19 protein-coding genes are annotated in these 17,031 nt (G+C 71.5%); 13 read left to right on the top strand and 6 right to left on the bottom strand.

Translation table 11 applies throughout. The features are described from left to right. Window positions 1-179: 179 nt before the first annotated feature. Window positions 180-572, bottom strand: a complete 393-nt coding sequence (locus KO353_RS09175) for a hypothetical protein (protein ID WP_218284362.1) — start codon at window positions 570-572, stop codon at window positions 180-182. A 31-nt stretch (window positions 573-603) separates the two neighbouring features. Then, window positions 604-963, bottom strand: a complete 360-nt coding sequence (locus KO353_RS09170; RefSeq protein ID WP_235691775.1) for a hypothetical protein — start codon at window positions 961-963, stop codon at window positions 604-606. 234 nt (window positions 964-1,197) lie between these two features. On the opposite strand from KO353_RS09170, the gene KO353_RS09165 reads away from it, so the two are divergent. The 11 genes from KO353_RS09165 (at window position 1,198) to KO353_RS09120 (ending at window position 10,032) form a co-directional block, all read left to right on the top strand. Further along, a complete protein-coding gene (locus tag KO353_RS09165) occupies window positions 1,198-1,539 on the top strand; it encodes a nucleoside deaminase (RefSeq protein WP_328774190.1) in 342 nt (113 codons plus the stop codon). Next, the gene (locus KO353_RS16890; RefSeq protein WP_328774188.1) at window positions 1,526-1,672 is read left to right on the top strand and encodes a hypothetical protein; all 147 of its coding nucleotides are present in this window, start codon (window positions 1,526-1,528) and stop codon (window positions 1,670-1,672) included. The genes KO353_RS09165 and KO353_RS16890 overlap by 14 nt, the downstream gene beginning before the upstream one ends. Before the next feature lie 173 nt (window positions 1,673-1,845). Then, window positions 1,846-2,466, top strand: a complete 621-nt coding sequence (locus tag KO353_RS09160) for a hypothetical protein (RefSeq protein ID WP_218284361.1) — start codon at window positions 1,846-1,848, stop codon at window positions 2,464-2,466. Window positions 2,467-2,676: 210 nt separating this feature from the next. Next, window positions 2,677-4,143, top strand: coding sequence for a dihydrolipoyl dehydrogenase family protein (locus KO353_RS09155; RefSeq protein ID WP_235691774.1), 1,467 nt, complete (start codon window positions 2,677-2,679; stop codon window positions 4,141-4,143). Further along, a complete protein-coding gene (locus KO353_RS09150) occupies window positions 4,140-4,850 on the top strand; it encodes a TVP38/TMEM64 family protein (protein WP_218284360.1) in 711 nt (236 codons plus the stop codon). Before KO353_RS09155 ends, KO353_RS09150 begins: the two co-directional genes overlap by 4 nt. A 249-nt stretch (window positions 4,851-5,099) precedes the next feature. Next, entirely contained in the window at window positions 5,100-5,531 is a 432-nt protein-coding gene (sdhC, locus tag KO353_RS09145; RefSeq protein ID WP_218284359.1) for a succinate dehydrogenase, cytochrome b556 subunit, read from the top strand. Between the two features lie 11 nt (window positions 5,532-5,542). After that, window positions 5,543-5,944: a succinate dehydrogenase, hydrophobic membrane anchor protein gene (gene sdhD / locus KO353_RS09140; RefSeq protein ID WP_218284358.1), complete on the top strand. Its 402-nt coding sequence runs from the start codon at window positions 5,543-5,545 to the stop codon at window positions 5,942-5,944. Window positions 5,945-5,978: 34 nt separating this feature from the next. Beyond that, window positions 5,979-7,787: a succinate dehydrogenase flavoprotein subunit gene (gene sdhA / locus KO353_RS09135; RefSeq protein ID WP_218284357.1), complete on the top strand. Its 1,809-nt coding sequence runs from the start codon at window positions 5,979-5,981 to the stop codon at window positions 7,785-7,787. 49 nt (window positions 7,788-7,836) lie between these two features. Further along, on the top strand, window positions 7,837-8,619 hold the full coding sequence (locus KO353_RS09130) for a succinate dehydrogenase iron-sulfur subunit (RefSeq protein ID WP_218284356.1): 783 nt from the start codon (window positions 7,837-7,839) through the stop codon (window positions 8,617-8,619). Between the two features lie 217 nt (window positions 8,620-8,836). Continuing rightward, window positions 8,837-9,058 (top strand): hypothetical protein, encoded by a 222-nt coding sequence (locus tag KO353_RS09125; protein ID WP_218284355.1) that lies wholly within the window; start codon window positions 8,837-8,839, stop codon window positions 9,056-9,058. Beyond that, the gene (locus KO353_RS09120) at window positions 9,022-10,032 is read left to right on the top strand and encodes a flagellin (RefSeq protein ID WP_235691772.1); all 1,011 of its coding nucleotides are present in this window, start codon (window positions 9,022-9,024) and stop codon (window positions 10,030-10,032) included. The genes KO353_RS09125 and KO353_RS09120 overlap by 37 nt, the downstream gene beginning before the upstream one ends. A gap of 20 nt (window positions 10,033-10,052) precedes the next feature. Here KO353_RS09120 and rsmI read toward each other — a convergent pair whose 3' ends face one another. After that, window positions 10,053-10,970 carry a 16S rRNA (cytidine(1402)-2'-O)-methyltransferase gene (gene rsmI, locus KO353_RS09115; protein ID WP_218284353.1) on the bottom strand — a complete coding sequence of 306 codons (918 nt, stop codon included), beginning with the start codon at window positions 10,968-10,970 and terminating at the stop codon, window positions 10,053-10,055. Window positions 10,971-11,116: 146 nt separating this feature from the next. On the opposite strand from rsmI, the gene KO353_RS09110 reads away from it, so the two are divergent. Both KO353_RS09110 and KO353_RS09105 read left to right on the top strand, forming a co-directional pair. Continuing rightward, window positions 11,117-12,229, top strand: a complete 1,113-nt coding sequence (locus tag KO353_RS09110; protein ID WP_218284352.1) for a penicillin-binding protein activator — start codon at window positions 11,117-11,119, stop codon at window positions 12,227-12,229. Window positions 12,230-12,238: 9 nt separating this feature from the next. After that, window positions 12,239-13,657 (top strand): ATP-binding protein, encoded by a 1,419-nt coding sequence (locus KO353_RS09105; RefSeq protein ID WP_218284351.1) that lies wholly within the window; start codon window positions 12,239-12,241, stop codon window positions 13,655-13,657. 10 nt (window positions 13,658-13,667) lie between these two features. On the opposite strand, the gene KO353_RS09100 is transcribed toward KO353_RS09105, so the two are convergent. The 3 genes from KO353_RS09100 to KO353_RS09090 all read right to left on the bottom strand — a co-directional run bounded on the left by KO353_RS09100 (window position 13,668) and on the right by KO353_RS09090 (window position 17,028). After that, complete coding sequence (locus KO353_RS09100) at window positions 13,668-15,209, bottom strand: amidohydrolase family protein (RefSeq protein WP_218284350.1); 1,542 nt, start codon at window positions 15,207-15,209, stop codon at window positions 13,668-13,670. A 69-nt stretch (window positions 15,210-15,278) separates the two neighbouring features. Then, window positions 15,279-16,106, bottom strand: a complete 828-nt coding sequence (locus tag KO353_RS09095; RefSeq protein WP_235691770.1) for an ABC transporter ATP-binding protein — start codon at window positions 16,104-16,106, stop codon at window positions 15,279-15,281. Further along, window positions 16,096-17,028: an ABC transporter permease gene (locus tag KO353_RS09090; protein WP_218284348.1), complete on the bottom strand. Its 933-nt coding sequence runs from the start codon at window positions 17,026-17,028 to the stop codon at window positions 16,096-16,098. The genes KO353_RS09095 and KO353_RS09090 overlap by 11 nt, the downstream gene beginning before the upstream one ends. Window positions 17,029-17,031: the final 3 nt, after the last annotated feature.

The following is a 17,031-nucleotide window of genomic DNA, read 5'->3' as shown; positions in this document are numbered from 1 at the left end:
CGCGACCGCGCCACGCCGAAACCGCGGACGACACCGAAACGCCGAGGCGGCTCCACTCCCACGCGAGCAAGCGGGATAACGCGCGTGTATGCCAGGCTTCAAGAAGGATTTTTACGTGTCGTCAATCAACGCGTCACAGCTGTTGATTGTTCGCCTGCGCGAGACCGGGTGGGGGCCGTTCAGGGCCTCTGCGGCAACATCCGGTCGATCCGGGCGAAGTATTTCCGCGCCAGAGCGCAGACTTGGCCGTCGCTCGGGTGGTCCGCCGTCTCGACTCCCTTGATGCGGGACCGCAGCCCTGGGTCGTGCCTCTCGATGTGCCGGACAAGCTCGTGCTTCGCCTCGCCCGGGCCGACGATCAGCCACTCCTGCGCGCCCGAGAGCGCCTCGACCACGCGGTGCAGATAGTCCTGGTCGGCGTGGGCGTGCTCGCGCCCCTTGGAGCCGCCGCCGTGCAGATGCTTGTCGGGCTTGCGGTCGCGGACGGTGATCTTCTCCGCCTCCGTCTCGGTGATGTGGAAAATGTGGGCCTCGCGCGAGTCAAGCCAGACGACGGCGTGGTAGTGCGACATCCTGCGCGCCTCTCCTCTTCTGCCGTGCCGCTCAGCGGACGCTGACGATCCTGAAGGTGAGGGCCTCGCCGTCGGTCTCGCGGACGGTGACGTACTCGCCGGGGCGGAAGACGTGTCCTTCGAGCTTGAACAGCGGCTCGTCATCCGCCTCTCCCGGCTCGTAACTGAAGGCCCAGCCATGCCGGCCGTGGATCAGCTCGCCGTGCCGGTCAGGCTCGTCGTGCCAGAAGCGACGGACCGTGCACTCGGCGCGGCGCTCCCGCCACGCCTCGACATCGAGATGGCCATCCGCCGTCAGCGGCACGCGAAGCTCGTAGCCGCGCTCGTTCGAGCCTTCCGGAAAGCCCGGGTTGCGCGCGAGCAGCATGCGAACGGTGTAGAGCCGTGACATCGGAACCCTCCTCGTTGCTCAGTCTCGCCTCCCGGCATGCCCCTCGACATGACGTGGATCAAGCCCTTGCGGCGAGGGAGGTCGCCGCCCGCCGCGGCGGCGAGCGGTGCTCTCGACAGCCGCGCTGCGGCGGGCAGGATGGCGCTGTTCGACCCCGCCAGCGATCGACCCGCCATGACGGCGGTCGCGCCGGGCGGGATCCGGGCCGCGGAGAGCAGGGAGGGGGAGGGTGCGATGGAGGGTGACGCGGCGATGATGCGCGAGGCGATCCGGCTCTCGGTCGCCTCGGTGACCGAGGGGGGAGGGCCGTTCGGCTGCGTGATCGTTCGGGATGGACGGATCGTCGGCCAGGGCGCGAACCGCGTGACCCTCGACAACGACCCGACCGCCCATGCCGAGGTGGTGGCGATCCGTGACGCCTGCCGGCGCCTCGGCTCGTTCCAGCTCGCGGGCTGCGATGTCTATGCCTCCTTGCGAGCCCTGCCCGATGTGCCTCGGCGCGCTCTACTGGGCGCGGCCGAGGCGCGTGTTCTACGCCGCGACCGCCGCCGACGCCGCAGCCGTGGGCTTCGATGACGCCTTTATCGAGGCCGAGCTCGGCCGCAAGCCGGCGGCGTTGCGCGCCATTCCGCTTGCGCAGATGCTCCGCGACGAGGCGCTCGCCGCCTTGAGGGCCTGGACGGCGAAGGAGGACCGCACGCCCTATTGACGCGTCGCGTCAGCTGGAGCCGCCCGTGCGTCGGACGGCGGCGTCAGCCGGATCGCCAGAGGGAGGGAACGTCCCGTTTCGGTAATCCCGTCTTCACCGCACCGCGGCACAGTGCGGGCCCGACCCCGCGCTCAGCACGGGGCGGCGTCGCGACCAGGAGGGGTGAGGCTCGGATGAATGAGGCTCTCGACGCGGCCGTGCGGGCCGCCATCCGCGAGGAGATCGCCCCGCTCCTCGGCGAGCTCCGGCGCTTCGTCGATCGGCGTATCGCCGAGCTCTCGGCCGAGTTCGACGCGCATGTGCAGCTCTCCGACCTCTCGGAGGAGAAGCTCGCCGGCGAACTCAAGCGCATCCATGCGACAGTGGCCAATCTCGTCTCGGTGCCGGCGCGGGAGAGCCGAAACAGCGGCATCGAGCTCGAGGCCGTGGTGCTCGAGACCGAAGCCGCGACCAACCGGATCCTCGAGGCGGCCGAGGCCATCCAGGCGCGGCTCGATGCCGCCGCGCTCGACGCCGAGACCGCCGCCGCGCTCGACGCCGAGACCGCCGCCGCGCTCTCCGCCGAGGTCAACGCGATCTTCGAGGCCTGCGCCTTCCAGGACCTGACGGGGCAGCGGATACGCCGCGCCATTCAGCATCTCGAACAGGTCGATGACGCTCTGCGCCAGTTTGTGCCCGAGGCAGAGCCGACGGAGCGCGTCACCGTCTCGGCGCTGATGCACACGCTGCCTGAAGGTGTCGCAACGGGGCGCGATCTCGCCCAAGGAGAGATCGACCGCGTGCTCGGGGCCTGAGGCGACGCCTTGGGCCGGCACGCGCGTCCTGGCCGCCGCGTCGTCTCGGCAGCGGCGGGCACGGCCGAAGCCGGACGTGCCGAGGCCAACCTGAGCCGCCGCGCGCGATCGCCCCGAGCGAATGCAGGCCCTCCCGCGCGCCGTCGCGGCCGGCCTAGACTGGCCGCGGTTCATCCGAAGCCGGGTTGACCACCCCGACCAGGAGAGTCCGTGACCGATCCGCACCGCCGCCCCCTGCCGGCGAGACGCCCCTGGCGTAAGGGCGGGGTGCTGCACGCGGATCTCTGCGTCATCGGCGCAGGCTCCGGCGGGCTCTCGGTCGCAGCAGGCGCCGCGCAGATGGGCGCGGCGGTGGTGCTCATCGAGAAGCACCGCATGGGCGGGGACTGTCTGAACACGGGCTGCGTGCCGTCGAAGGCTTTGCTCGCCGCGGCGCATGCCGCCGAAGCCGTGCGCCGGAGCGCGCGTTTCGGCATCACAGCCCCGCCACCGGAGGTGGAGTTCGGCCGTGTGCAGGCGCATGTGCACGGGGTGATCGCGGCGATCGCGCCACACGACAGCGTGGAACGATTTGAGGGCCTCGGCGTCACCGTCATCCTCGCGCCCGGGCGCTTCACCGGCCCCGCAGAGGTGGAGGCCGGGGGCGAGCGTATCCGCGCGAGACGCTTCGTGATCGCCACCGGCTCCTCCCCCGCCCTGCCGCCCGTGCCGGGGCTTGCCGACGTGCCGTTCCTCACGAACGAAGCGGTGTTCGACCTCACCGCCCTGCCCGCTCATCTCGTCGTGCTCGGGGCGGGGCCGATCGGCGTCGAGATGGCGCAGGCCTTCCGCCGGCTCGGCGCGTCGGTGAGCCTGATCGACATCGGAACGATCTTGCCGCGTGACGAGCCGGAGGCGGTGGCCATCATCCGCTCCCGGCTCGTGGCGGAGGGGGTCTCGCTGCATGAACGCGCGACGGTTGCCGGCGTGTCGCGTGCCGCCGCCGGTGTCGCAGTCAGCCTCGGCGACGGCCGGGTGATCGAGGGCACGCACCTTCTCGTCGCCACCGGGCGACGGCCGCGGCTCGAAGGGCTCGGCCTCGAGGCGGCGGGAATCGCCGCGACCGCGCGCGGGATCACCGTCGATCGGGCCCTGCGCACCACCAACCGGCGCGTCTACGCGATCGGCGATTCGGCGGGGGGGCCGCAGTTCACCCACATCGCGGCCTATCATGCCGGACTTGTCCTCCGCTCCGCCCTGCTCGGCCTGCCGGTTCGGGCCGACTACCGCGCCCTCCCCTGGGTCACCTACACCGACCCGGAGCTCGCCCATGTTGGGCTGACGGAGGCAGAGGCTCGGCGGGCGGGATACCCCGTCTCGGTTCTGCTCGAGCCGCTCTCGGGCAATGATCGCGCCCGAACGGAGGGTGAGGCCGAGGGTCTGGCGAAGATCGTGCTCGGCCGGCGCGGCAGGGTTCTCGGGGCCACGATCGTCGCCCCACATGCCGGCGAGCTGATCGGGCTGTGGGGGCTTGCGATCCAGCGGAACTTGCGCATCGGCGCGATCGCCGCGCTGCTCGCCCCCTACCCCACGCTCGGCGAGCTCAGCAAGCGGGCTGCCGGCAATCACTTCGCTCCCCTCGTGTTCGGCCCGTGGATGCGACGCCTGGTCGGGCTGACCCAGCGTCTCCTGCCATGAGGGCGGCGCGCCTTCTCCGCGACCGGCGTCTGTGGATCGCGCTCTTGGTGGCGGGCGCGGTCGTCGCCGCGCGGCTGCTGGGCCTTGCCGACCACCTCTCGCTCGAGACCCTCGCCCGGCACCATGCGGCGCTCGCCCGCTTCGTGGACGCGAACCGGGCGGTCGCCGCTGCCGCCTATGTCGCGCTCTATGCCGCGGCGGTGGCCCTGTCGGTTCCGGGGGCGGTGGTCCTCACCCTCGCGGGCGGCCTTCTCTTCGGTGCCGTGTTGGGAACGGCGCTTGCGGTGACGGCGGCGACGGTCGGCGCCACGGGCGTGTTCCTGCTCGCGCGCACCCTGTTTGGCGAGAATGGGCTCGCGCGGCTTGGGCCCCGCGCCGAGGCGCTCGCCGCCGCGATCCGGCGCAACGCCGCGTCCTACCTGCTCGTGCTCCGGCTCGTGCCGCTCTTCCCCTTCTTCCTCGTCAACCTCGTTCCGGCCTTCGTGGGCGTCGGGCTTCCGGTCTATGTCGTGACGACCTTCTTCGGCATCCTGCCCGGCACGGCGGTGTTCAGCCTCGCCGGGGCGGGGCTTGGCGACGTGCTCGCAGCGGGCGGGGCGTTCGACGTGCGCTCGGTTCTGACGCCGCAGGTGCTCGGCGCTCTCGTGGGGCTTGCGGCGCTTGCGCTCGCCGCGATCCCGCTCAAGGCGCGCTTCGGGAAGCGTTAGGGTCGACGACGCGCGGCGGGACTGCCGGTGACCGGTGGGCGATGGCGTCCGCCAAGCCGCCCCGCGATCGCCCCGCGCGTTGACGCTGCACCGCAGCAGGCGTAACACTCACCATGCCCAGAGGGGGCGCGGGGCCGCGTGCGCCGCGTCCTTTTTCATCTCGGGCCGTGAGGTCGAGACCGTTCGCCCTCCCGCCCTGACCGGGCGCCGTGCGGGCGGGCGCGGCGGACGCAAAGAAGGGAACGCCAGATGGACTCCCGCGACGCCCTGATGACGGGCACGACAAGCGACGGCAGATTGGTCCGCCGCCCGCTCAGCCCGCATCTGCAGGTCTACCGGCCGCAGATCACCTCCGTCCTCTCGATCAGCCATCGCTTTAGCGGCATTGCGCTCGCCGTCGGCACCTTCCTGCTCGTGTCCTGGCTGCTTGCCGCCGCCGATGGTCCTGACGCCTTCGCCGACGCCCAGGCCTTCCTGGGCTCGTTCCTCGGCCGGCTGATGCTGTTCGGCTGGACGCTCGCCCTCTTCTACCACTTCTGCAACGGGATCCGGCACCTCGCCTGGGACCTCGGCCACGGCTACGACCTCGAGAGCGTGACACGCTCGGGCTGGTTCACGGTTGGGGCGGCGATCGGGCTTACCCTGCTCGCCTGGGTGCTCGGCTACGCGGTGATGGGCTGAGGGGAGGCGCGATGGCGAACCAGGCGAAGGCCACCCGGACGATGCTGCGCAGCGGCTTGGGCCGCGCGCGGGGCTTAGGCGCGGCGAAGGAGGGCGTGCGGCACTGGTGGGTGCAGCGTCTGACCGCCGCAGCCCTCGTGCCTCTGACGCTGTGGTTCATCGCCTCTCTGATCCTGCTCGCAGGAGCGGATCACGCCACCGTCTCGGCCTGGATCGCCCGGCCGCTGAACACGGTTCTGCTGATCCTGCTCGTCGGCGCCTCGTTTTGGCACGCGTCCTTGGGCTTGCAGGTCGTGATCGAGGACTACATCCGCAGTGAGGGGCGGCGTCTTGCCGTCCTGCTCGCGGTGAAGGCCGTGCTGCTCATCGGCGCCTTGATGGGCATCCTCGCGGTGCTGCGCGTCGCGCTCTGAGCGGCGTGGTCGAAAGGGAACGGGACGAGAGGTCATGAACGCGATCACCATGCCGTCGCGCGGCGCCTACAGGATCGTCGACCACACCTACGATGTTGTGGTGGTCGGCGCCGGCGGGGCTGGGCTTCGCACCACCCTTGGTCTCGGCGCCGCCGGGCTCAAGACCGCCTGCATCACCAAGGTGTTCCCGACCCGGAGCCACACCGTCGCGGCCCAGGGCGGGATCGGAGCGGCGCTCGGCAACATGGGCGAGGACGACTGGCGCTGGCATATGTACGACACCGTCAAGGGGTCGGACTGGCTCGGCGACCAGGACGCGATCGAGTACATGTGCCGCGAGGCGATCCCGGCCGTCTACGAGCTTGAGCATTTCGGCGTGCCGTTCAGCCGCACCGAGGACGGGCGCATCTACCAGCGCCCCTTCGGCGGCCACATGAAGGACTACGGCAAGGCACCGGCGATGCGCGCCTGTGCGGCGGCCGACCGCACCGGCCACGCCATCCTGCACACGCTCTACCAGCAGAGCCTCAAGCACCAGGTCGAGTTCTTCGTCGAGTTCTTCGCCCTCGACCTCATCATGGACGATGACGGCGCCTGCCGCGGCGTGGTCGCCTGGTGTCTCGAGGACGGAACGATCCACCGCTTCCGCGCCGCCCTCACGGTGCTCGCGACCGGCGGCTACGGCCGCGCCTATTTCTCCTGCACCTCCGCCCATACCTGCACGGGCGACGGCAACGCGATGGTGCTTCGCGCCGGCCTGCCGCTGCAGGATATGGAGTTCGTTCAGTTCCACCCCACCGGCATCTACGGCGCCGGCTGCCTGATCACCGAAGGCGCGCGCGGCGAGGGGGGGTATCTGACCAACAGCGAGGGCGAGCGCTTCATGGAGCGCTACGCGCCAACGGCGAAGGACCTCGCGAGCCGTGACGTCGTCTCCCGCGCGATGACGATCGAGATCCGTGAAGGGCGGGGCTGCGGCCCGAACAAGGACCACATCCTGCTCCACCTCGAGCATCTCGGCCCCGAGCTCCTGGCCGAACGGCTTCCAGGGATCAGCGAGACGGCGAAGATCTTCGCCGGAGTCGATGTCACCCGCGAGCCGATCCCGATCCTGCCCACCGTGCACTACAACATGGGCGGGATCCCGACGAACTGGCGCACCGAGGTGATCACCCGCGGCCCGGAGGGAGACCGCGTCGTGCCGGGGCTTATGGCGGTCGGCGAGGCGGCCTGCGTCTCGGTGCACGGCGCCAACCGCCTCGGCACCAACTCGCTTCTCGACCTCGTGGTGTTCGGCCGCGCCGCGGCGCAGCGGGCGGCCGAGCTCGTCAAGCCCGGGCAGAGCCAGCCGCCGCTCCCGCCCAAGGCGGGCGAGGCGGCGCTCGATCGGATGGACCGTATCCGCCACGCCAAGGGCGGGTCGACCACAGGCGAGATACGGCTGGCCATGCAGAAGACGATGCAGGCCCATGCGGCGGTGTTCCGCAACTCGGCGAGCCTCGCCGAAGGTGTGGAGAAGATGCGCGGCCACTGGCGGCAGATGGACGACCTGCGCGTGACCGACCGGAGCCTGATCTGGAACACCGACCTCGTCGAGGCGATGGAGCTCGACAACCTGATGGGCAACGCGATGGTGACGGTGGTGTCGGCCGAGGCGCGGCACGAGAGCCGCGGCGCGCATGCCCACGAGGACTATCCCGAGCGCGACGATGTGAACTGGCTCAAGCACACCCTCGCCTGGTGCAACGCCGCCGGCGAGGTACGGCTCGACTACCGCCCCGTGACGCTGACCACGCTGACCAACGAAGTTCAGTCCTTCCCCCCGAAGGCGCGGGTGTACTGACAGGCGCCCTCGACGAAGCAGGCGGGACGGACCGACAGGGAAACGAACCATGGCGACATTCACTCTGCCCGCCAACAGCCGGATCAGGCCGGGCAGGACCTTCGAGGCGCCGGCCGGCGCGACGCGTGTGAAGGAGTTCCGCATCTACCGCTGGAACCCGGACGACGGCGAGAACCCGCGCCTCGACACCTACCGCATCGACCTCGACGCGTGCGGGCCGATGGTCCTCGACGCGCTGATCAAGATCAAGAACGAGATCGATACGACTCTCACCTTCCGCCGCTCTTGCCGCGAAGGCATCTGCGGCTCCTGCGCGATGAACATCGACGGCACCAACACGCTCGCCTGCCTCAAGCCGATCGAGGAGGTGAAGGGGCCGGTGCGGATCACGCCGCTGCCGCACATGCCGGTAATCAAGGACCTCGTTCCCGATCTCTCGCAGGGATACGCCCAGCTCCGCTCGATTGAGCCGTGGCTGAAGGCAGACAGCCCCGCCCCGCCCGACCGCGAGCGGCTGCAGAGCCCCGAAGAGCGGGCGCGTCTCGACGGGTTGTGGGAGTGCATCCTCTGCTTCTGCTGCTCGACCTCCTGCCCCTCCTATTGGTGGAACGGTGACCGCTATCTCGGGCCCGCGGTTCTGCTTCAGGCCTATCGCTGGATCGCCGACAGCCGCGACGAGGCGACCGGCGAACGTCTCGATGCGCTCGAAGACCCGTTCAAGCTCTACCGCTGCCACACGATCATGAACTGCACGAAGACCTGCCCGAAGGGCCTCAACCCGGCGAAAGCGATCGGCGAGATCAAGCGGCTTTTGGTCGAACGCCGGGGCTGAGCCGGCGGAGGCGCGCGGTTGCCGGCAGGGTCTGGCCGGCACCTTCTGCCGCCCGGCATCGCCATCCTCTATCGTCGCCGATGTCGGTCCGGGCGCAACCGAAGCCGGCCTCGCCTGTCGTGACGCCTCGCGGCTGGCACGATGCATGCAGGTATGATGCATGCAACACGGCGTTCATCCGATCCGGCATCCAAGGCGCCCCCAGGCATTCCGCACCATGACCTCGATCACCACCAACCCGGCGGCCATGCAGGCGGCCCGAAGCCTGGCCGCCACCATGAGCTCCCTTGCCGCCACCAAGGCTCGGATCGAAAGCGGGCTTGCCGTGCCGACGGCGGAGGCGAACCCGGCGATCTTCGTCTCGCCCAAGGCATGCGGGCGGATCTCGCAGGCTGGGCGGCGGTGCGCGCGAGCCTCGGCCTCGGCGGCGCGGTGGTGACGACGGCGGCGGACGCGGCGCGCGCCATCTCCGACACGCTCGCGACCGTCAAGGCGAAATACCTGCAGTGGCTCGGCCTTCCCGGAGAGGGCGACCGCGCGAGCGTCCGCCGTGAGATCGAGGGGCTGGTCGCGCGAATCGACGCGATGGCCCGAAGCGCGAGCTTCAACGGCGTCAACTTGCTCGTCATCCCGGACGTGCCGGCGCCGCCGCCCGCTCAGCCGCCTGACTTCGCCTCGCTGATCGGCTCGAGCGCCGGATCGGGCTCGCAGACCTTCACGGTCGACGCCGGGCCGGTCGCCGCCCCCGTCGTGCTGGACCTCGACCTTCTACCCCCGAACGACGTCGTGGAGATCTGGCAGGGGCCGGTGCGGGTCGCAGCGACGGGGCGGCCGCCCGCCTCGGGCGGCGCGCCGGTTGACCCGGGCCTGCCGGTGAACGGCCTGCAGACGCTCGTCTTCGACTACGACCCCGGCAACGGCACGACGCTCGAGCTCCGCTTCAACCCCGACGGCGGCGGCTCCGGCTGGGTCATCCTCGACCTGCGGCTCGACCTTCCCGGAGCGCCGCCGGGCCCCCCGCCCGAGCCGCCGCGGTTCGAGATCATGCGCCACCCCTCCGGCGCGTCGATCGGCGTCGCCTATCGCGACATGACGGCGGCCGGCCTTGGCCTCGACGCCCTCGGTTTCGACGATCCCGCCGCCGGTCTCGCGCAGATCGATGTGGCGGTGCGCCGCGCCGCCGACGATGCCGGGCATTTCGGCGAGGGCGTGCGCAAGGTCGAGGCGGCGAAGGCGGCGGAGCGCGCCTTCGCCGACGGGCTGCGCGAGGGTCTCGGCGCGCTGGTCGATGCCGATCTCGGTGCGGAGGCAGCCCGGCTCGCCTCGCTCCAGGTCCGCGCCGAGCTCTCGATCCAGAGCCTCGGGATCGCAAACGCCATGCCGTCGGCTCTGCTGGCGCTGTTCCGCCGCTGACGCGCCTCCCGCGGCACCCGCTACCCGCCGGCGGCAATCGAAAGCGCGAGGGCATAGACCGCACGCCTCGGCCGGCCGGTCGCCGCGGCGACCATCGCCGCCGCGTCCTTCACCGACGCCCCGGACGCAAGGGCGGAACGCAGCCGTGCGGCGACCTCCGCCTCGCTCGCAGGCTCCGCCCCGGCGGCGGGGGCGACGACGATCGTCACCTCCCCGCGCGGCGGCGCGGCGGCGAAGCGGGCAGCGAGATCGGGCAGAGGGCCGCGCGCCACCTCCTCGAACAGCTTGGTGAGCTCGCGCGCCACCGAAGCTTGGCGCCGGCCAAGCGCAGCCGCGAGATCGGCAAGCGTTGACGCCACACGCTGCGGCGCCTCGAACAGAACGAGGGTCGCTGCGAGCCCCGCGGCTTCCGCCGCGCGCACCGTCTCGAGCCTCGCCCGCCTCGGCCCCGGTTTGGGGGGCAGGAAGCCGAGGAACAGGAACGGCTGGGGCGGCAGCCCCGAGAGCGCGAGCGCGGTGAGCGCCGCCGAGGGCCCGGGCACGGCAGTGACCCTGTGCCCCGCAGCGATCGCGGCCGAGACGAGGCGGTAGCCGGGGTCGGAGACGAGCGGCATGCCCGCATCCGAGACGAGCGCGACGCGCCGCCCCTCCGCGAGCGCCTCGAGCACGCGCGGGGTCATCGCCCGCTCGGTGTGTTCGTGGTAGGCGGTAAGCGTGCGGGTAAGGCCGGCGGCCGCGAGCAGCTTCGCGGTGACCCTGGTATCCTCGCACAGAACCACGTCGGCGGCGGCGAGCACCGCAAGCCCGCGCGGGGCCATGTCGCTGAGATTGCCGATCGGCGTGGCGACGAGGGTGAGGGTTCCGGGCGGGCCTGCGGCGTCGGCGCTGCCCGCGGTGGAAGCAAGGGGATCAGCCGGTGAGTCGTCCTGCCCGTCCATTCCTTCTCCCCTTCGTTCTCGTGAGCCTAGCGCTTGCCGCCTGCGCCGGGCCACAGCCGCACGCGCCTACGCCCCGCGCCCAGGCTCTGGCGCCCCAGCCGGCGGCGCCGGTTCTGCAGCGCCCTGCCCTCGGCCCGGATGGCCAGGTGCGTGCGGGGCTTCTCCTGCCGCTGAGCGGGCCGCAGGCCGCGGTCGGACGGGCGATGCTCGATGCCGCGACCCTCGCCCTCTTCCAGCACGAGGCCCCGCTCGTCCTGTTGCCGAAGGACACGGGCGGCACGCCGGCAGGCGCCGCGGCAGCGGCCCGAGCGGCGCTCGCCGAAGGCGCCTCGATCCTTCTCGGGCCCCTGTTCGCCGCCGAGACCGAGGCGGTGGGCCCGCTCGCCCGCGCCGCCGGAGTGAACGTGCTCGCCTTCACGACCGATGCTTCGGCCGCGCGCGACAACGTGTTCGTGCTCGGCCAGCTTCCCGGCCCAGCGGTGCGGCGCGTCGTCGCCGCAGCACGGTCGGCCGGAGCGGAGCGGTTCGCCGCCCTGGTGCCCGACACGCCCTATGGACGGGCGGTGCTCGCCACCTTCCGCGCAGCCGTCGCGTCATCCGGGGGCAGTGTCGTGCGCGAGGAGATCTACGCCGGCAACCCGGCGCCAGCGGTGCAGCGCCTGGCCGACTACGCCCGGCGCCGCGGCCCGGTCGATGCGCAGATCCGCGCCGCGCGCGCTCTCGGCACGGCGGAAGGCCGCCGACGCGCCGCCGCGCTCGCCCGCGAGGCGCGCATTCCGCCGCCCGATTTCGATGCGCTGATCCTCGCCGATGGCGGCGAGCAACTTCGCGCCGTCGCCTCGCTCCTGCCCTTCTACGACATAGACAACCCGCCCGTCCGCTTCCTCGGCACGCCTCTGCTCGCGGCGATGCCGGATGCGGGGCGCGAGCCGGCGCTCGTCGGCACGCTCTACGCCGCCCCCGACGAGGCGCGACGCGCCGCCTTCGAGGCGCGCTTCGCCGAAGCGTTCGGCGCGGCACCGCCGCTCGTCGCCGGCGTCGCTTTCGATGCCGCCGCGATCGCGGCCGTCCTCGCCGCGCAAGGGGACGTCTCGCGCGCCGCGCTGACCGATCCGGCGGGGTTCGCGGGCGTCTTCGGGATCGTTCGGCTCCTGCCGGACGGAACGAACCAGCGCGGGCTTGCCCTGATGGAGGTCACGCGCGGCGGGGCGCGCACGGTCGAGCCGGCGCCGGAACGGTTCGACGACCGCGTGTTCTGACCGGCGGTGATGCCGCACCGCCTCCCGGAGCCGGGGCCGCTGATCGCGGTTGCGGTCGCCGCCGCCATCGGCGCGGCACCTGTGGTCCTGCTCGCCGCCCTCGCCGCTGCGGACGCGATCTCGGTCGATGCCGCCGCCCTGGTCAGCCTCGCCCTGTTCCTCTGTGGCGGGGTGTTCGGCTGGCTCTGGCGTCGCGACATCGCGCGGCTGACGGCGGCGCTGAAGGCAGCCGAGGCGGGCGGCCCGACGCCGACGCTCCCCCTCTTCCCGCCCTTGCGGCGGATCGCCGAGGCGGCGGGGCGGCTCGCGGCGGGCCTGCGGGCGCGCGGGGCGGAGGCGGCGGCGAACGCCGCCGCCGCGGTGCGGATCGTCGATCGCCTGCCGGAGGCGCTCTGCGTGCTCGGCGCCGACGCACGGCCGCTGGTCCTGAACCCGGCCGCACGCGCCCTGCTTGGCGAGGACGGCGCCGATCTGGCCGCGCTGTTGCGCAACCCGGGCCTGCGCGGCGCGCTCGAGCGCGCGCTCGCCGGCCAAGGCACGCAGACGGCGGAGGTAACGCTGCCCGTGCCGGTCGAGCGCGAGCTGCTCGCCACCCTCATCCTGCTCGACCCGCCGCTTCCCGATGGCGGGCGGCTCGTGCTCGTTCTGTCCGACCGCACGCGCGAGCGCCGGCTCGAACAGATGCGTGCGGATTTCGTCGCCAACGCAAGCCACGAGCTGCGCACGCCGCTTGCGAGCCTGATCGGCTTTATCGAGACGCTGCGCGGCCCGGCCGCGGAGGACCGCGAGGCGCAGGCGCGCTTCCTGCCCATCATGGCGGACCAGGCGGCGCGCATGGGGCGTCTGATCGAGGACCTGCTCAGCCTGTCGCGGATCGAGTTGATGGAGCACACGCCGCCCACGGCGGAGGTCGATCTCGCCGTGCTCGCCCGGCGCAGCGCCGAGGCGCTCGCACCACGGCTCGCGGCGCGGCGGATGCGGCTCGAGCTCTCGATCGAGCCGGGCCTGCCGACGGTGACCGGCGACGCAGACCAGCTCGCCCAGGTGCTCGCAAACCTGCTCGACAACGCGGTGAAGTATGGCCGCGAGGGGGGGCGGATCGAGCTCACGCTGCGTCGCGACGGCCCCGACGGGCAGAAGGGCCGGCGCCGCGCAGGCGTTGCCGTCTCCGTCACCGACGACGGCCCGGGGATCCCGCGCCTGCATCTGCCGCGCCTCACCGAACGATTCTATCGGGTCGATGCGGCGCGGTCGCGCGCCGTGGGCGGAACGGGGCTCGGGCTTGCGATCGTCAAGCACATCGTCAACCGCCACCGCGGCCTCCTCGAGATCGAGAGCGAGGAGGGAAAAGGCAGCACCTTCACGGTGTGGCTGCCGGCCGCCCAAGGAGCGGCCACGCTGGAGCCAGCGCAGCCGGCCGGCGCCTGAGCCCTGCCGCTCAGACCCGCGAGGACTGCCGGTAGAACGGCTCGTGCCGCGACGGGTCGATGTAGCCCGCGTAGAACCGCCGCACATGCGGCAGCAGCGCCTTGGCGAGCCGCCGGCGCTCGACCTCCTCGTCGGAGAGGGCGCGGGCGAGGTCGTCATGCAGAGCCTTGAGCGCCGCGTCACGGTCGACCCGCGTGAAGCGGCCGTTCTCGTAGATCACCTCGCCGGCGCAGATCGTGGCGCGCACGGCCGAGGCCTTGGCGCGCTGGATCACGGCATCGAGCAGCTTCGTCTCCGGGTCGAGATAGGGGTAGGAGATCTCGTTCCAGTCGATCAGCACCATGTCGGCGCCTTTCCCAGGCTCGAGCGTGCCGAGGCTGTCACGATACGGTGTCGTCCGCGCCCCTCCCACCGTGGCCATGCGCAGAACCTGGCCCATGCCCGGGACATCGTCCTCGTCCATCCCGGGCACGCGATGCGCGCGCAGCACAAGGCGCATCTCCTGGAGCATGTCGCGGTCGTCGTTGATCCCCGCCTCGTCGAGGCCGATCGCGGTGTTGATTCCGGCCGCCTCGAAGCGGTTGAGCGGCGCGATGCCGGAGCGAAGCCGGAAGTTCGAGGAGCAGTTGTGGCAGATGCACACGCCCGTCTCGGCGAGCCGGCCGATGTCGCGCTCGCTCAGCCACACGCCGTGCCCGAGGGTGAGCCGCGGCGAGAGCATGCCGAAACGATCGAGATACTCGACGGCGCTGCCGCCGCCGCGACGCCGGGCATACTCCTTCTGGAAGGCGGTCTCGACGAGGTGCATGTGCATCGGCGCGTCGAACTCCTCCGACAGCCGCGCGAGGCCCGCAAGCGCCGCATCCGAGCACCAGTGCAGGTTCGCGGGCGCAAGCTGGATGCGCACGCGCTCCTTGTTGCCGTGCCGCCGGTGCAGCGAGCGGAACAGCTCGAGCTGGTCATCGAGCGTCATGCGGAACCGGTCGAACCAGGCGCGCATCGGCCCGCGCAGCTCCTCGGGCAGCGAGGCGACGAAGGCGGCGTCGTCCTGGTAGACGAGCCGGTTCTGGTCGCGCACCGCGAAGCAGTAGGAGACGCGCATGCCGATGTCCTCGTAGGCGCGGATCACCTGGTCCGACTTCGCCTCGACCTCGGAAAGTGTTCCCGGGATCCAGCCGTGGATGTGCTGGACGGTGGTAATCCCAGACGCAATCATCTCAAATGCGGAATAGAGCGTGTCGAGATAGAGGTTGAGGTTGCGCGTCACCATGCGGGTGACGAACCAGAGCTCGAGCGGCATGTCGGGCGAGCCGAGCTGCACCGGGGTCAGCCCGATGTGGTGGTGCCCGTTGACGAAGCCCGGCAACAGGATCTCGTTGCCCGAACCGACCACCGGCACGGTCGGGTAGCGTCTGGAGAGCTCCTCGAAGGTGCCAATCTCCTCGATCACGCCGTCCTTCTGAAGTACGGCGCCGTCGTCGATCTGCTCCCAAGTGTGGCGGCCGGTGGCGCGGGTGATCAGGGCGCGGCTTCGGACAAGGCTGACGGCCATGGCGTCTGCTCCGATGTCGGGTCGGTTTCGGTTCGTCTGCGGTCTCTCGTGGGGCGGCGCGAAGGCGCCTCAGCCGGTCGCGGCAAGCGCCTCCTGCTCGGCGAAGGCGCGATCCACCTCGCTCCTCAATGCCTCGGTCAGAAGCCGGCGGAGCTTGACGCAGTCGGGCGCGAACGGATCGCGCGGGCGTGGCATCGGCACAGGAACGATCTCTTTGATCCGTCCCGGCCGGGCGGTGAAGACGACAACGCGGTCGGCGAGCGCGACCGCCTCGTCGATCGAGTGGGTCACGAACAGCACCGAGGCGCCGGAGGCCTGCGAGACATCGAGCAGGAAGTCCTGCATCTTCGCCCGTGTCTGGACGTCGAGCGCGGCGAAAGGCTCGTCCATCAGGAGGAGCTTCGGCCGCATCGCGAGCGCTCGGGCCACCGCCACACGCTGCCGCATCCCGCCCGAGAGCTCGTCGGGACGCTTGTCGATCGCCGCAGCGAGGCCGACGCGCGCGAGCGCCTCGCGTGCGGCGGCGCGTCGCGCCTCCGGCGGGTCGCCGCGGATCGAGAGGCCGAAGGCGACATTCTGGCCGACCGAGAGCCAGGGGAAGAGCGACGTCTCCTGGAAGATCAGGCTGCGGTCGGGGGAAGGGCGCTCGACCGGATCGCCGAAGAAACAGATCTCGCCCGAGGTCGGCGCCTCGAGCCCGGCGATCAGGTAGAGCAGCGTCGACTTGCCGCAGCCCGAGGGGCCGAGCAGCACCACGAACTCGCCCGCGGCGACGTCGAGGTCGATTCCCGCGAGCGCCTCATGCGCGCGCTCCGTCCCGGCCGCCCAGATCTTGCCCACGCCACGGCAGGCGACGGCATCGGCCGATGAGACGGGCCGGTGGGGATCAAAGACCACGGAGCACGCCTCCATTCTCGGGCACCCACCAGAGCACGCGCTGCTGAACCTGGCGCAGGAGCCAGTCGGAGGTGAAGCCGAGCAGGCCGATCAGCGCGATGGTGAAGAACACGAGCGAGGGGTTGAAGGTGTTGCGCGCGAGCATGATCACCTGGCCGAGCCCGAAGCCGACGCCTGTCGTCTCCGCCACCAGAACCACCATCCAGGAGGCGAACAGGTTGAGCCTGAGAACGATCAGGAGCTGCGGCAGGATCGCGGGGATGATCACCCGCGCATAGACCTGTCGCCGCGTCGCCCCCATGGTCCGAGCGACGTTGATGAGGTTCCGGTTGACGTTGTCGATCTGGCTGATGGTCGACAGCAGCATGTGGAAGAACAGGGCGACCACGACCATGAAGATCGCCGGCGCGTTGCCGATGCCGAACAGGAAGATCGCGACCGGCAGCCAGGCGATCGGCGAGACCGGCGACAGAAGCGTGATGGTCGGCAGGGTGAGCTTGCCGAACAGCTCCCAGTAACGGATCGCGACGCCGACCGCGACCGAGAGGACGGCGGCGATCGCAAGCCCGGCGAAGACGCGCAGTGTCGTCGAGGCGACGGTGATCGCGACTGCGCCATAGGGGCTCGGTCCGTCCGCCGGGTTGACGCCGATCTGCCAGCGCGTGGCGGTGTTGAAGAAGCGCGCCTGGTCGGGGATGTCGCCGAGGAAGATGTGCGGCGGCGGCAGGAGCTTCGGGTCGGCCCAGCCGACCAGCCAGCAGAACTCCCAGATCAGGACGAACAGCCCGACCGAGGCGATCGACCAGCCGAGCCGCTCGAGGGCCGAGCGCAGGCGGGGCGGCCACTCCGCCCGAGGCGCAGCGCCGGCGCTCGGTTCGGCGGCGACGCGGCCGGGCGCCGCCGCCGTGCCGTCTCCGGGCATCGT

Source organism: Elioraea tepida (genome assembly GCF_019203965.1).
Classification (GTDB): Bacteria; Pseudomonadota; Alphaproteobacteria; order Acetobacterales; family Acetobacteraceae; genus Elioraea_A; species Elioraea_A tepida.
Note: the sequence above shows the minus strand (reverse complement) of the source record. Positions and strands in the feature narration are given on the sequence as shown.